This window comes from Erwinia sp. JH02, from assembly GCF_013074405.1.
Lineage (GTDB): Bacteria > Pseudomonadota > Gammaproteobacteria > Enterobacterales > Enterobacteriaceae > Erwinia > Erwinia rhapontici.
Genome location: NZ_JABANZ010000002.1, coordinates 506,644 through 521,349, shown reverse-complemented (window position 1 = coordinate 521,349; position 14,706 = coordinate 506,644). Strand labels below are relative to the sequence as shown.

The window sequence follows — 14,706 nt, the reverse complement described above, 5'->3', positions numbered from 1 at the left end:
GATGCTGATGCTCGATTTCAGTGGGCAGACCGCCGTGGTCACCGGCGGTTTGCAGGGGATCGGCAAAGCGATTGCCGATCTGTTATTCGAGGGAGGGGCGAATGTGGTGATTGGCGACATCGCTGCCCCCTCGCGCCAGCAGCAAGAGCGTCAGCTGATCGTGCCGGTGGACGTGGCATCACGCCCTGCGGCACAGGCGCTGATTGATGACGCTGTCGCCACCTTTGGCGGCGTCGATATTCTGGTGAACAGCTGCGGCGTCTCGGCAATGAGCCCGGTGGATGCGATGAACGATGATGATTGGCAGCGTATTCTCGATGTGAATGTCAAAGGCCTCAGTTATTTGTCCGAAGCCGCCATTCGCGTGATGAAGGTGCGACAGGCCGGGCGCATTATCAATATCGCTTCCCAGGCAGGAAAAAACGGCTACCGGCTGATGGGGCAATATGTTGCTTCCAAACATGCGGTGCTGGGCCTGACGAAGGTGATGGCGATTGAGCTGGCGCGTGACAATATCCTGGTGAATGCGGTGTGCCCCGGCATTGTGGAAACCGAAATGAAGTGGCGTGAACGGCGCGAAGGGGCAGAACTGCGCGGCCTGACGCCGGAAGCGATCTACGCGGAAGACTGCTCCCAGGTACTGCTGGGGCGCACGGCACAGCCTCTTGATGTCGCCAACGTGGTGGCTTTTCTCGCCAGCCCTCTCTCCTCTTATATGACCGGCCAGGCGATTAACGTCACGGGCGGCATGACGATGCACTGATGAGCACACAACCCGATAAACCCGACAACCACGACCTGGCGGTAATGCACTGGGGAACCTATCGCGTTGCCGTCACCGACGGTCAGCTCACCGGGATCAGCCCGGTGGAGTGGGATCGCAATCCGTCGAAAATCGGCCAATCCCTTCCGGGCGCCGTGCAGGGATCGTCACGCGTCCAGCGTCCGGCGGTGCGGCTGGGTTATTTAAACAACCGCGCGGCCTCCCGTAACGGGCGCGGGCGCGAACCCTTTGTGGAGGTGAGCTGGGACGTAGCGCTGGCGCTGGTGGCAGATGAACTGCAACGGGTAAAAACGGAGCGCGGTAATGAGGCGATCTATGCCGGATCTTATGGCTGGTCGAGTGCCGGACGTTTTCACCATGCGCAGAGCCAGTTGCACCGTTTCCTCAATGGCTTCGGTGGCTACGCGGGCAGCACCAATACCTACAGCATTGCTGCAGGGGAGCGCATTTTGCCGCATATCCTCGGCGATCTGGATGATCTCCAGCGCCAGCACACCCACTGGCCGGTGCTGGCAGAGCACTGTGAGCTGTTTGTGGCGATCGGCGGCCTGCCGCTACGCAATGCGCAGGTTAACGGCGGTGGCGCGAACGATCACGCCCTGCAACACTGGCTGGACACCTTGCGCAGTAACGGCACGCGCTTTATCAATATCAGCCCGGTGAAAAACGATCTGTCGGCGGTTGATGATGCGCGCTGGCTGGCGATTAAACCCGGCAGCGACACGGCGCTGCTGCTGGCGGTGTGCCAGGTACTGGTGGACGAAGGTTTATATGACAGCGACTTTGTTGCCAGCCACACGGTGGGATTTGAACCGTACCGTGCTTATCTGCTGGGAGAGCATGACGGCGTGGTGAAAACCCCGGCGTGGGCCGCGCCGCTCACCGGCTTAAGCGCTGACAGCATTCGCGAACTGGCGCGCGAGATGGCGCACCATAAAACCATGATCAATGTTGCCTGGTCGGTGCAGCGTGCACGCCAGGGCGAGCAGGCATTCTGGGCGGTGGTGGCGACCACGGCGCTGCTGGGGCAGATCGGCACCCCCGGCGGCGGGCTGGGGTTTGGCTATGCCTCAACGAATCTTGCCGGATCGGACCGCCATCGCTTTTCCGGGCCACGCCTGCCTGCGGGCGTGAATGCGGTGACCACCCGCATCCCGGTCGCACGCATCGCCGATATGCTGCTGCATCCCGGCGAATCTTATCAATTTGATGGTAAAACGCAGACCTGGCCTGATATCCGCCTGGTGTACTGGGCGGGCGGCAACGTGTTTCATCATCACCAGGATCTGAATAAGCTGACCCGCGCCTGGCGTCGCCCGGAAACGATTATCGTCCATGAGCAGTACTGGACGGCGCAGGCCAAATTTGCCGATATCGTGCTGCCTGCCACCACCTCGCTGGAGCGGGAAGATATTGGCAGCGCCAGCAATGACGGCTTTATGATTGCCATGCGCCAGCACCTTGCGCCAGTCGGGCAGGCTCGCGATGACTACGCGATTTTCAGCGATCTGGCTAACCGGCTCGGTTTTGGCGACGACTTTACCCAGCAGCGTGATACGCGCGGCTGGCTGGAAGCGATGTACAACGAGGCCCGGCCGCGTGCGCAGGAGGAGGGCATTGAGCTGCCGCTGTTCGACGCGTTCTGGCAGCGCGGCAAGCTGGAGTATCCGCGCCCGGAAACGCCGCAGATCCTGCTGGAGGCGTTTCGTGCCGATCCGCTGCGTGCACCGCTCAGCACGCCTTCCGGCAAAATTGAACTGTTCTCGTCCACTGTCGCCGGGTTCGGCTATGCGGAGTGCCCGGGGCATCCGTTCTGGCTGGCGCCGGAGGCTGACGACCCGCGCTGGCCGCTGCATCTGCTTTCCAGCCAGCCACGCACGCGGCTGCACAGCCAGTACGATCACGGCAAAATCAGCCAGCAGACAAAGATTGCCGGGCGCGAACCGCTGTGGCTGCACCCGCAGGATGCCGCGCAGCGCGGCCTTTCGGAGGGCGATATCGTCAACGTGTTTAACGCACGCGGCTCACTGCTCGCCGGGGTGCATCTCAGTGACGGCATACGGCCGGGTGTGGTGCAGATGTCAACGGGCGCCTGGTATGACCCGATCAATACCCGCGATGCGCAGCCGCTGGATAAACACGGTAATCCGAACGTATTAACCGACGATCGGGGGAGTTCGCGGCTGGGTCAGGGGTGTACGGCGCAGAGCTGCCGTGTGGAGATTGTCCGCTTCGATGCGCCGCTGCCGCCGATCACCGCCTGGGACCCGCCGGAGTTTGTCCCCGACCACGAAGCCTCACCTGCGCGATAAATCTTATTTGATCCGGAGTTTATGATGCTAACGATTACCGCGCCCACGGCGTATCTGCAACAGCCCGGCCTGCGCAAACAGGCGGGGGAACACATCCAACCTTATGCCCGCGAGCTACGTATTCTGACGTCGCCACGTGCCTGGCAGGCGGTCAACCCTGAGTTATCTCACAGCCTGGAGAGCGCGGGTATCCGCTGGCAGCTGGAGTACCTGGACGGTGAATGTACTGACGAGGCCATCGAGCGGTTGCGGGACAACGTGGTTGCTCAGGGCGCGCAGGGCATTTTAGCCGTGGGCGGCGGCAGGGTGCTGGACTGTGCCAAAGCGGCGGCAGACACACTGGATGACGTGGTGCTGATTAACTTTGCCACCCTCGCGGCGACCTGTGCGGCCTGGTCGCCGTTCGCCATCGTCTACAACGCCCAGGGCGGCCATCATCACGGCCTGCTGGTCACCAAAAAACCTGCTCTGGTGCTGGTGGACAGTGAAGTGATTGCTCACACTGATGTGCGCTATCTGAAGGCGGGCATTGTCGATGCGTTGGCAAAATGGTTTGAGCTGGAGCCTTATCAGCGCCAGAACCCGGGGCGTCTGGGGCTGGATTTGAAGGTGTCGGTGGCCCGCCAGGCGCTGGAGGTGTATGCGCAGTGGGGCAGTGAGGCGGTGATCGCCAATCAAAACCAGCAGGTTACCCCGGCGCTGGAGAAGGTGATTGAGGCCAATATCGTACTGGCCGGGCTGGCCAACAGCGTGCATGACGACCTGCCCACGCCGGGCGTGGCGCATGAGATCCACAACCGCCTGACCCACGAACCGGAGCTGCACGATTTGCTACACGGTGAGAAAGTGGGGTACTGCCTGCTGATCCAGTCACTGCTTGAGCGCGGGCAGCAGCCCGATGACAATCTGCTGAGCTTATTACAGCAGTACGACAGCCCGCTGACGCTGGGCGCGCTGACGGGCGATGTTGCTGCGCGTTTCCGCCAGATTGCCCATGAGATTCATTTCCCCGCCGTCAGCCTCACCCATCTGCCGTTTACGATTACGGTGGAGAAACTGGAGCAGGCATTGGTGGCGACGATAGCGGCGACGTGAATGAATTAAAAACAGTCGGCCAGGATTGAGTATAGAAATCAGACGTATTATTCTGCCCCTGCCAATGGAATCTTTCATACTTTCTAAAACAGGGACGAAATGAAATATCTAATCGCGTTAATCATCTGTTGCCTGAGCGTATTAACGGCATCAGCGCAGCAGGAAACTGCCGAAAAACCTGAACCGGTATTGACCGTAAAACCCGCCTACCCGGCAAGGGCATTTGCTCACCGCCTTAATGGTCATGTTGTTGTTTCCTATGATGTGAATAACGACGGGGATGTGGTCAATGCGCGGGTGGCATCCTCAGAACCTGCGGGAATATTTGATGAGGAAGCGTTAGGAGCAATCAGGAAGTGGAAATTTACCCCGCATAAACCCTGGCAGGGATTAACGAAGGACTTTGTCTTTAGCATTAATACGAAATCGTCGGTTGAATAGCGTGTTATCTTTCATCCCGGCCTAAGGGCCGGGATGATGAGTTTTTAATTACAGCGCATTAATTTGCCGTAAGATCTCCTGCTTGATCGCCTTCCTTTTACCCTCATCCTTCACCGGTTCGGCTTGCTGCTGCAAAGCGGCATCCAGCTTCTCACCCAGCGTGGGAACACCCTGAATCCACGCGTTTGTCTCCTCATCACCGATGATGTTTGCCACAATCGCAGCGGCTTTTTCATAGGTTTGCACGTCGATCCACGGTGTCTCCAGAGAGAATGCCGGGGTCGAGGAGGTGACGATCAGCGGAACCTCGGTACGGATATCGCGTGACGAGCTGCCAATGCGAAGCGTGAAGCGGCCTGGCTCCAGCACCCAGTCATTTTTGTCCTCATCAAAATAGGAGAACGAACGTTTATCAAGCTTCAGCGTGACCTGCTGCTCTGCGCCTGCCGGCAGGCTGACTTTTTCAAACGCTTTCAGCTCCTGAACCGGCCTGTCGAGGCGCGAAGCCTCATCGTGCACGTAGAGCTGAACCACCTCTTTGGTGTCTCTCTGCGACAGGTTGCGCAGCGGGAGGCTGATCGCAATGCTGTCCTGTTGATCAATATTGAATACCGGCTTATCCGGGCTGGCCTTGCCATACTGTACGCCGGAGTAGGAGAGGCCATAGCCAAATGGATACATCGGCGCGACTTGGCGGATGTCAAAAGCACGGTAGCCAACATAAATCCCTTCACCGTAGATCACCGTTTTTGCGCTGCCCGGATAATTGCCAAAAGCCGGTGAGTCTTCCAGACGTTTAGGGAAGGTGAGCGGCAGCTTACCGGAAGGGTTCACTTTTCCGCTCAGGATATCCGCTACCGCATTACCCGCCTGTTCACCGGGTTGCCAGGTAAGCAGAATTGCGTCTGCGTGATGCTCCCACGAGGCCATCTCGACAGGGGCACCAATATTCAGCAGCACCACCACCTTTTTATTCTGCTGATGGAACGCCGCAGACACCCTGGCAATCATCGCTATTTCATCCGCATGCATCGCCATGGAATAGCGATCGGCCCCCTCGGTAGAACTGCGCCCGATTGAAATCAGGGCAATATCACTCTGCTGCGCCGCGCTGGTGATAGCGGCATCGCTGGCGTGCTCATCCAGCGTTTGTCCCCCGGCGGCATCGATCAGCGTTAACCCGGCGTTTTTAAGCCCCTGCGGTAACGTCACCAGCCGTTTAGGATCGATATTGACCTCCGCGCTTCCCCCGCCAACCACGAAGAAATTACTGATGTTATGGCCGAACGTTGCCACGCGCAGCGAGGGAGTAAGCGGCAGCGTCGCGGAATCATTTTTCAGCAACACCATGGCATCGGCCGCCGACTGGCGCGCCAGTAACGCATGATCGGCAGGCATAGGATCGCGGGTGGGTTCGCCATCTTTAAAGCGGTGGGTTTTGATCACCACACTCAGGATATTGCGAACGTTTTCATCTATCTGCTGCTGGCTGATCTCACCGGATTTGATGCCCGCGAGGATCACGTCTTTCGGGTCGGTATTGCGGCGCAGGAACGGCGTGTCCTTTTTCGACAGTCCGCCAGGCATATTAAGATCGTTGCCATTCTGCAATGCCCTGACCGGATCGCTGACGCCGTACCAGTCCGACATCACCAGGCCGTTAAACTTCCACTGGTCGCGCAGGACATCTTTCAGCAGCCAGGCGTTTTGCGAAGCGGGCGTGCCGTTGATCGACGGATAAGAACTCATCACCGCCCAGGGTTGGGCTTTCTCCATCGCGTATTCAAAACCGGGGAAATAGATTTCCCGCAGCGCACGCGGAGAAATAATCTCGTTCACCGTTTGTCGGCGCGTTTCCTGATTATTCGCGGCAAAGTGTTTCACCACTGCGCCCACGCCCTGCGCCTGCATCCCGTTGATATAGCTCACCGTGATCATGGCATTCAGCCACGGATCTTCGGAGAAGTATTCAAAGTTGCGGCCGTTAAGCGGGTTGCGCTGAATATTAATCGCCGGGCCGAGCATTAAGTCGACGCCATATTGTTTCGCTTCATTGCCTATCGCACCGCCGACCTGCTGGATCAGCGCCGGGTCCCACGTGGCTGCCATCGCGATGGACACCGGGAACGCGCTGGCGAAACGCTTCTCACCGCCTGTTGGTCCTGCCCCGAGCCTGACGCCAACCGGGCCATCGGCAAAGACAATTTGCGGGATGCCCAGCCGGGGGATGGCGAAGGTTGAACCCGCCGCGCCCGCCACTTTTTCGGCATTGTTCATGCCGGTACCCGTCACCAGAGCAGCTTTCTCTTCCGGCGTCATGGCGGCAATGACCGCAGATATCGACTCAGCATCTTTTAACTGTGGAGCGGCCCAGGCGGGTGTAGACAGGAGGATAACGGCAGCCGACAGTCCGGCCTTATGTGATTTCATACTCATCCCTTAGCATTTTGATGGAGGCTAAAAAATGAGATTACCAAAAATGTTGATATATTTTAGTGATGTAGGTAACGGTTGTGGGATGCTCAGCGAAGCAGACTTTGCGCCGACCAAAAGTCATACCTCACCATCGCGAAGCCGCTTACGCCCCCATGCTGGCCCGTTTAGCTCCGAAACGACAGGTCCAGCCCAGATCAGGATGGTTTTCACCTTGAATTTATTGGTGCTGTTGCTGAACGTGAGGTCGTTATTTTTTCTGAAAGTACCTTCGAAATGATCATGTTATTATTTTTTAAACTTTACATTTTTATCATACTGCTGTTAGGGGCCTTCGCCTGCAGTGCTACCGAATAAATACACGGTAAAAACCAGCAGGTGATAGTTCTGCCCCGAGGTGATTTCACCTCAGTCGCGGGAACGGTGCATTTAAATGTTGTGATTTTTAATAATAAATCGTACGACGGTATAATAACAACTGTTAACAGTTGTTTATTTTCAAAGTGGTGTTGAACGTATTGATAGTAAAAAAGAAATGATCATTCGATTTGCCCTCGTTTTAAAATAAACTAAACCTTAGGGAGCGAAACACACTACGTCCATTATCACTACTCCTTTTTTTCTTTTAGTTTTTAATTGTCAATGTTTTTATGCGTAATTGTTAAACTTAATTTGGTTGTTTTTTTTAATGACACAAACATATTGGAAAAAGGTAACATCAATGAAAGAGGCTGATCGGAATGCTGTGCTACCAGGAAAACTTTTTCTGATATTGCTGTTATGGTGTTTTCTTTCAAAAATTAATTAATCTCATTGGTTTACATTTTGGTTGCAATTAGGTGGCGATCATTAAGTCATAAAATGTTGTTTTGGAAGTTTATGTTATATTTTTTTCAAATATTGAGAGCGTTAAATATAATGTCTGAGCATACGCAGTCAATGTCCTCTCACTCAGAGTATCACCATAAAAATGGCAAAATGAAAGAAGAAGAGAGGGAACTTTGTGGGCATGAAAAAAGGGAGAGAACTACAATACCAGTCCCATTTTCACTGTGGGGAGGAAAAATGAACCCTTTTCACCCATCGCGGATACTCATTTTCATTTTTTTCCCTTTAGTTTTTTTTGCATTACTGACGTTATTTCTCGCTGTTCATGAAGTTAATCTTGAAATGAAGGGTGGAGATAACCGTGTGATTTTTTCATCCGTGCCAGGCCGTCATATGCCCGGTCTTGCTGAGAGCCAGGATCTGCTTCCTGGCAAGATGATGATCACCACGCACGCCCTGGTACCCATTGTAACCGCTCTCTGGCAACGCTATCTGCTACAGGCCTTCCCGTTTTCTGTCGCGCTATCGTGTCTTCTGCTCATGGGCTGGCGAAGCAACTGGATAATAGCGGCACATTTGTATGCAGGTATGAGGCGTGGGGGATTCAGTGTGATGTATCAGCCTGTCTTTGAAGCGCAGGGAGGATGCTGCATCGGGGCTGAGGCGTTGCTACGCTGGACGCGAATAAATGGGACGAGCATTCCACCGGATGAATTTATTGCCGCGGCAGAACGTGCAGGGATGATTATTTCACTTACCCGTCATTTGTTCGCGCTTATTGCCCGTGATATTGAGACATGGCCGATACAGAATAATCTCAGGCTAAGCATTAACCTTGCGCCCATTCAGCTGATCGATCCCCATTTCTATACGGATATTGTCGAATTACAAACCGAGCTAGCGAAAAAAGGTTTTCGCATCATGCTGGAAATAACAGAACGCAGTGATATCAGTGATATTTCTGAAACCGTTCTGGCTCTGGAAAGGCTGCGCGAAAGGGGGATTATGGTCGCGATTGACGACTTTGGTACAGGCTATAGCGCACTGTCATGGGTACAGCAATTACCCCTGGACTGCCTGAAGATAGACAGAGTATTTGTTGAGAGTGTTAAAGAAAACCGGGGAGATACGCGGGTACTGGAAGCCATCATTCACCTTGCCCGGCGAATGAATTTAACCATGGTGGCTGAGGGTGTCAGCACGGAGAAGCAGCGCAGCTGGCTGGTGCGAAGAGGGGTGCATTACTTACAGGGTTACCTCTTGGCACACCCCCTCAGGAGCCGGGCGTTTGCCGCCTGGCTGTCCGGCGTTCCAGAATAATTTGAGTCATCTGGCAGAATTGATGGAGTCCGAATGGTTACTGACATTATTGCAGAGGCGCTCGAAAGCGCCGGGTTTTACCGCCGGGCAGCCCGGCGCTGGCTGGAGGTATTTGACCAGCGAAAATCGACGACCGAAAGGGATTGGATTCGACAACGGCGCAACCGCTGCCTTCTGCAAATGGAAAAACCGACACGAAATGACGTGAGTCTCCGTGATGTGGGAAAGGCTGCGACTGAGGCGCAGCGGAGGATGGGGATCGCTCCATCCTTTTCACAAGCGCTTCGGAAAAGCAAATAGTCCCCTGATACAAGGATTGAATGTTCGACAATCCGGGAATAAAAATTATTTTTGGCAGATATCCGCACTTGATTGCGTCTTGCTGCACATCCGCATTCTTACGTACAGTCAGGAGTTTTTTGTATGAAAATGACCGTGTTTCCAGGCTCGGACAGCTTACTATCACTGGGGCTTAATATGCTAACGTTGACAACGGAAGTTAAAAACGGCGGCGAAATACACTACCTTATTGTCAGTCTGGAACCCTGGAGTCTGCGCGAGATCCTTAATACAGAACGAATAGAAAAACATAAGGGCGGTCCGGTAATTATTATCACCGACAAAAGGATGCTGCCCCTGGCAAATTATTTCCGCTCACTCGACGGTCACGTTATTACCGTCTGGGAAAAGAGCCAGTCGATGGCACGTATGCAGGTTTTAGCTGGTCAAGCATCTTGCCATTTTTTTGCTGAATCTTCACTTGTTCCAAAACTAAGTCCGGGTGAGTTTTTTGCCCTGCGCGGTTATTTTAATGAGAATCCCGCCTCTGAGCAGGCTGTACTCATGGGAAACTGTAAAAAAACGGTTTATGCCACGCACTTAAATATCATGAATAAGTTCAGAGTAAGAAAGATGTCTGATCTGACGGCGGGACATTCGTACCGAATTTTTAATCGTTATCGAAAGGTATTTTAATGAATTTCTGACGAAATTTTTATTGACCCGCAGCGAGTCAGACTGTGAATAAACAGTATCGTATTTTAACTGCTGCCATCTGTGTAACTGCTCTCCCCGATAACCTCCTGAAAATCAAATAATACAATTTAACAAAAAAGTCAATATAGAAAACTAAAAAAACCAATTTAAAATTGGTGGTATTTTTTGTTTTTTGCGAGAGAGATTAATCGGGTATCTTAAGGAAATTATTGGAATTCATGGTCTCATTCTCATAAGGTTTTTTATTTATGATTTTTAACTAAAAGCAAGATCTTGTTTTTAGATTTTGAAATGAAAGGGTTTATTATTTTATTTTTTATGCGCTGTAGGAATTATTATCGGAAAGGATTCTGCCTTGTGTGCTTTGGTTTTAGCAACGGGCGGTAGCGTCTTTTTCATTTATTAGGGGTTGATAAGTAGAGTGAAAGTATAGGCTGGTTGTTTCTATGATCTGTAAGTAATCTTTTTAAATAATATTATTGTGGTTTTAAGTAAAATGTTTTCGAATTTTCGTGGGGGGTTCTGTGGGATGTTTAAGGGGGGAGTATTATTATTTAACGCAACGCAGGAAGATCCCCATGTTGACAGAGGTTCACCGTGAAAATTGTATATTCAAAAGAGAGGGTTGCCATTTCCTTGGCACTTTTAGATCGTTAAAGCAGGCATGTCAGTTCGCACGTATTCGTGATCCAGGTATCATTGCCTGTCCCCACTGTGTTAAGGAAGAAATAATTTTATCCCGGTAAAAAGAATTACTGCTTCAGTTCCGAATGGGGTAAATGAAAAGATACACGGGGAATGATGGGGTGAAATATGCGTTCTGAACGGGATGACTGAGTGAAGAAAACCCTGATTCTACACTGACTGTGGAAGCGCTAGCCATTGCCTTGGAGGTTCGGGAAAAACAGATTGGTTTACTTTACTGCACCACACGGATCAGACACGCTGCCCCTAACCTGAAATAGCTGAGGTTTTAGAGTTAACCCCCTAAGCTCTTCCTGCTAAATACTTAGCGCTAGCATTTATGCCCTCTGGTCATATATATGGGGGTTTAATAAAAACCGAATGTTATACATATTTATTTTTCCGAAGAAAAAGTGAATATTAATTACATTTTTTTAATTTAATTTATTGCGTTTTTTGTTGGGGTAATAATGAAAAATCATAAGAGAAGTAAATTTATCTGTACATGTGCTTTCTTTTTAGGGGGGGCTGGCACGCTTTCCTTTGCTACAGCTAAAATAATTGATTTTCCTGCCGATGGTTCTGGCTATGAACTCCAGTCACATTCCGGAGCAGATGGCGCCGATATGAACGATGAAATTACAGATGAAAGTGGTGGCGATGGATTGCCAGCTTATGATTTTTCTTCCAACTCCGAAAAGCCTGAATATAATAAGTTGACTGCTAGTGCTGTTACTATCTCAGGAGGTAATGGTGGTGCTGGTGCAGATAATATGAGCAATTATCTATCTTCAGGCGCAGGTGGAGCCGGAGGTAATGCAATTAATGGGAGTTATCTAACTGTTACTAATAATGGCGGCACATTATCTGGTGGAATAGGGGGAGACGCTGGCGGAGGCCTTGGCAGAGATATGAATATAGGGGCCGGTGGTAAAGGAGGAAGTGCAATAGTCGGTAATAACCTCATTATTAATAATAACGAAGGCGCTCGACTCCTAGGTGGTGAAGGTGGAAAAGGCGGAGATGTTCTTGGTCTCTCGACCAGTGGCTCAGGCGGGGCTGGTGGGGTAGCCGTCACAGGGAACAGCTCAACTATTATTAATAGTGGTGCTGTCCAGGGAGGGAACGGGGGTGTTGGCGGTGATGGCGGGGTTGATGTGTTTGGGTCCGGTCTTAATGGCCCCGGAGAGGGGGGAGCGGGTGCGACAGGAGGAGAGGCTATCAGTGGGGATAGCTTAAATATCGTCAATAGTGGAACCATTACCGGTGGCAGCGGAGGGAGAGGTGGTTCTGGATCGACGACCACGACAAGTAACGGTGGAAACGGTGGTAATGGAGGGGATGCCATCAGGAGTAGTAACCTGACCATTACCAACAGTGGAACCATCAATGCCGGAACGGGTGGCACTGCAGGTAAAGGTCATGGCGGCAAAGATGGTACTAACGGGAATAGCGGCGCCGCAATACGAACAACGGGCGGTATTAACAGCCTGATCATTAATATCGGTTCCGATATCACCGGCGATGTGGTTCTCTCTGATACAACATCCTCTGTTGCCAACACCCTTTCGGTCATCAGCAATGCTGCCACTACCATTACCGGTAATCTGACTGCCGGGGCCTATACCGGCGTTACCCTGTCCGGTAAGACGCTCACCCTCACCGGGAATGCCTCCTTTGCCGGGAACACGTCGCTTACCTTCGGTAATCTTACCGGGGACACTGCACTGAAGGCCGACTCACTCTTACTGGACAGCACCACGGCCCTGCGGGGAAACATCAGTAACTGGCAGCAGGATACCTACACGCTGGTCAGCACCACCAACGACATTAGCGGATTTTCGGCCGGGGGCGTCTCCAACAACCTGTTGACAGTGGGAGCAACGGACTATGCGGAGATGTCTCTTTCAGATGATGGAAAGAATATTATTTACGGCCTGAAATGGTATAACACCGCCGGTAATGGCTATGGCACCTATGACCTGAAAGACGGCGCAGTACTGACGCTAGGTACAACACTTGCCGACAACATCAGTGGTGCCGGCAGCGTATGGGATGGCAAATCGCTGACGAAGGCTGGCAAAGGGACGCTGGTTCTGGCGAGTCAGAATACTTACACCGGCGCCACCACCGTGAGCGGCGGCACCCTGAAAACCGGTGTTGATAATGCCTTTGCGTCGACCTCCGGCGTGACGGTGGCAGACGGCGCCATCCTTAACCTCGGCGGTCACAGCCAGACCGTAAACACACTCAACAACAGCGGCACCGTACTGATTAATGACGCCGGCGCAGGCGTGCTGACGAAAGTAGTGACCCTGTACGGTGACATGATTAACGGCGGCCTGGTCGTGATTAATAACGGGGCCACTAATGCCGGCCAGACGCTGGCGGTTGACGGCGACTGGACCGGCAATGGCGGGACCGTCTCCATCGGGACCGTACTGGGCGGTGATGGCAGCCTGACGGATAAGCTGGCCATCAGCGGGAAGGCTTCCGGTACCACCTATGTCAGGGTCGCCAACGAGGGCGGCACCGGGGCGCAGACGCTGGAAGGGATTGAGGTCATTTCTACCGGCGGCTCCACGGCTGATGCCTTTGTGCAGAGCGGGCGCGTTGTCGCCGGCAGCTATGAGTATCACCTTCAGCAGGGCAGCGCCTCCGGCACAAATACAAATAACTGGTACCTGACCAGTCAGAGCCAGAATGAACGCACCTACCGCCCCGAGCGGGGGAGCTATGCAAGCAACCTGCAGGCGGCCGCCACGATGTTCGACATGCGACTGAAAGACCGTCAGGGCGGCAGCTTCTACACGGACCCGGCTACCGGTGAGCGTCATGAGAGCAGCATGTGGGTGCGCTCGGTGGGTGGCCATACTGAGGGGCGCCTGTCAGATGGGCAGTCGAAATACTCGGCTAACCGGATGGTGTTCCAGCTGGGGGGGGATATCGTTAACGGTAGTCTGGCCGCTGACGATGCCTGGCGCCTTGGCCTGATGGGGGGCTACGGTAAACAGTACAGCAACACCCGCAACAGCCTGTCCGGGTACGGCTCAAAAGGCTCGGTATGGGGGTACAGCACCGGTATCTACGGTACCTGGTACCAGAATGCGAAGGACAAAACCGGCCTGTATGGGGACAGCTGGCTGGCCTGGAACTGGTTCGATAACTCGGTTAAGGGCGATGAGCTGGCGTATGAGAAGTACAAATCCAAAGGGCTGACCGTCTCACTGGAAACGGGGTATGTCTTCCATGCGGGTTCATATCTGACGTCAGGCGGGATGGAAAACAACGTCTACGTGACGCCGCAGGCACAGGTGCTGTGGTCCGGCGTGAAAGCCGACGATCATACGGAAGCGAACGGGACGAAGGTGGAGGGCCGCGGTAGCGATAACGTACGGACCCGCCTTGGCGTGCGCCTGTCAATGACCGGTCAGAGTCACCTTGACAAAGGCACCGTGCGTCAGTTCGAGCCGTACGTGGAAGCGAACTGGGTGTACACGGCGAAGGACTACGGCGTGAAGATGGGCGACAGCAGCGCTTATCTTGAGGGGCAGCGCAACGTTGCCGAGCTGAAAACCGGCGTAGAGGGGCGCGTGAGCGAAAACCTGAGCGTGTGGGGCAGCGTGGCGCAGCAGCTGGGTGCTGACAGCTATCAGGACACGCAGGGCGTGCTGGGCGTGAAGTACGCCTTCTGAGCAGCCTGACTGAGTTAAGAAATCCGGGTATGAACAGGCGCCTTTGCGGGGCGCTTGTTCAGCCGTACCACATCGTCCAAAATTCTGGATTATTCAACGAACCTCCTTTAGTTGGTTT

General features: G+C 53.4%; 9 protein-coding genes. 8 read left to right on the top strand and 1 reads right to left on the bottom strand.

The genetic code is table 11. The annotated features are described in order from the left end of the window. Window position 1 precedes the first annotated feature (1 nt). The 4 genes from HHI26_RS07120 (at window position 2) to HHI26_RS07105 (ending at window position 4,632) form a co-directional block, all read left to right on the top strand. A complete protein-coding gene (locus HHI26_RS07120) occupies window positions 2-763 on the top strand; it encodes an SDR family NAD(P)-dependent oxidoreductase (protein WP_133843532.1) in 762 nt (253 codons plus the stop codon). Beyond that, entirely contained in the window at window positions 763-3,096 is a 2,334-nt protein-coding gene (locus tag HHI26_RS07115; RefSeq protein ID WP_241008232.1) for a molybdopterin-dependent oxidoreductase, read from the top strand. The genes HHI26_RS07120 and HHI26_RS07115 overlap by 1 nt, the downstream gene beginning before the upstream one ends. 24 nt (window positions 3,097-3,120) lie before the next feature. Then, the gene (locus HHI26_RS07110; protein ID WP_171148934.1) at window positions 3,121-4,191 is read left to right on the top strand and encodes an iron-containing alcohol dehydrogenase family protein; all 1,071 of its coding nucleotides are present in this window, start codon (window positions 3,121-3,123) and stop codon (window positions 4,189-4,191) included. 99 nt (window positions 4,192-4,290) lie between these two features. Beyond that, window positions 4,291-4,632, top strand: coding sequence for a TonB family protein (locus tag HHI26_RS07105; protein ID WP_171148838.1), 342 nt, complete (start codon window positions 4,291-4,293; stop codon window positions 4,630-4,632). A gap of 48 nt (window positions 4,633-4,680) precedes the next feature. Here the strand turns inward: HHI26_RS07105 and HHI26_RS07100 are convergent, their stop codons facing one another. Beyond that, window positions 4,681-7,062 (bottom strand): glycoside hydrolase family 3 C-terminal domain-containing protein, encoded by a 2,382-nt coding sequence (locus tag HHI26_RS07100; protein WP_171148837.1) that lies wholly within the window; start codon window positions 7,060-7,062, stop codon window positions 4,681-4,683. A gap of 1,068 nt (window positions 7,063-8,130) precedes the next feature. Here HHI26_RS07100 and HHI26_RS07095 point away from each other — a divergent pair. The 4 genes from HHI26_RS07095 to HHI26_RS07080 all read left to right on the top strand — a co-directional run bounded on the left by HHI26_RS07095 (window position 8,131) and on the right by HHI26_RS07080 (window position 14,588). Continuing rightward, window positions 8,131-9,213, top strand: coding sequence for an EAL domain-containing protein (locus HHI26_RS07095; RefSeq protein WP_171148836.1), 1,083 nt, complete (start codon window positions 8,131-8,133; stop codon window positions 9,211-9,213). 33 nt (window positions 9,214-9,246) lie between these two features. Continuing rightward, window positions 9,247-9,513, top strand: coding sequence for a PerC family transcriptional regulator (locus tag HHI26_RS07090; protein ID WP_171148835.1), 267 nt, complete (start codon window positions 9,247-9,249; stop codon window positions 9,511-9,513). A gap of 123 nt (window positions 9,514-9,636) precedes the next feature. Next, window positions 9,637-10,188, top strand: a complete 552-nt coding sequence (locus HHI26_RS07085; protein WP_171148834.1) for a hypothetical protein — start codon at window positions 9,637-9,639, stop codon at window positions 10,186-10,188. 1,862 nt (window positions 10,189-12,050) lie between these two features. Next, window positions 12,051-14,588, top strand: coding sequence for an autotransporter outer membrane beta-barrel domain-containing protein (locus HHI26_RS07080; protein ID WP_171148833.1), 2,538 nt, complete (start codon window positions 12,051-12,053; stop codon window positions 14,586-14,588). Window positions 14,589-14,706 lie beyond the last annotated feature (118 nt).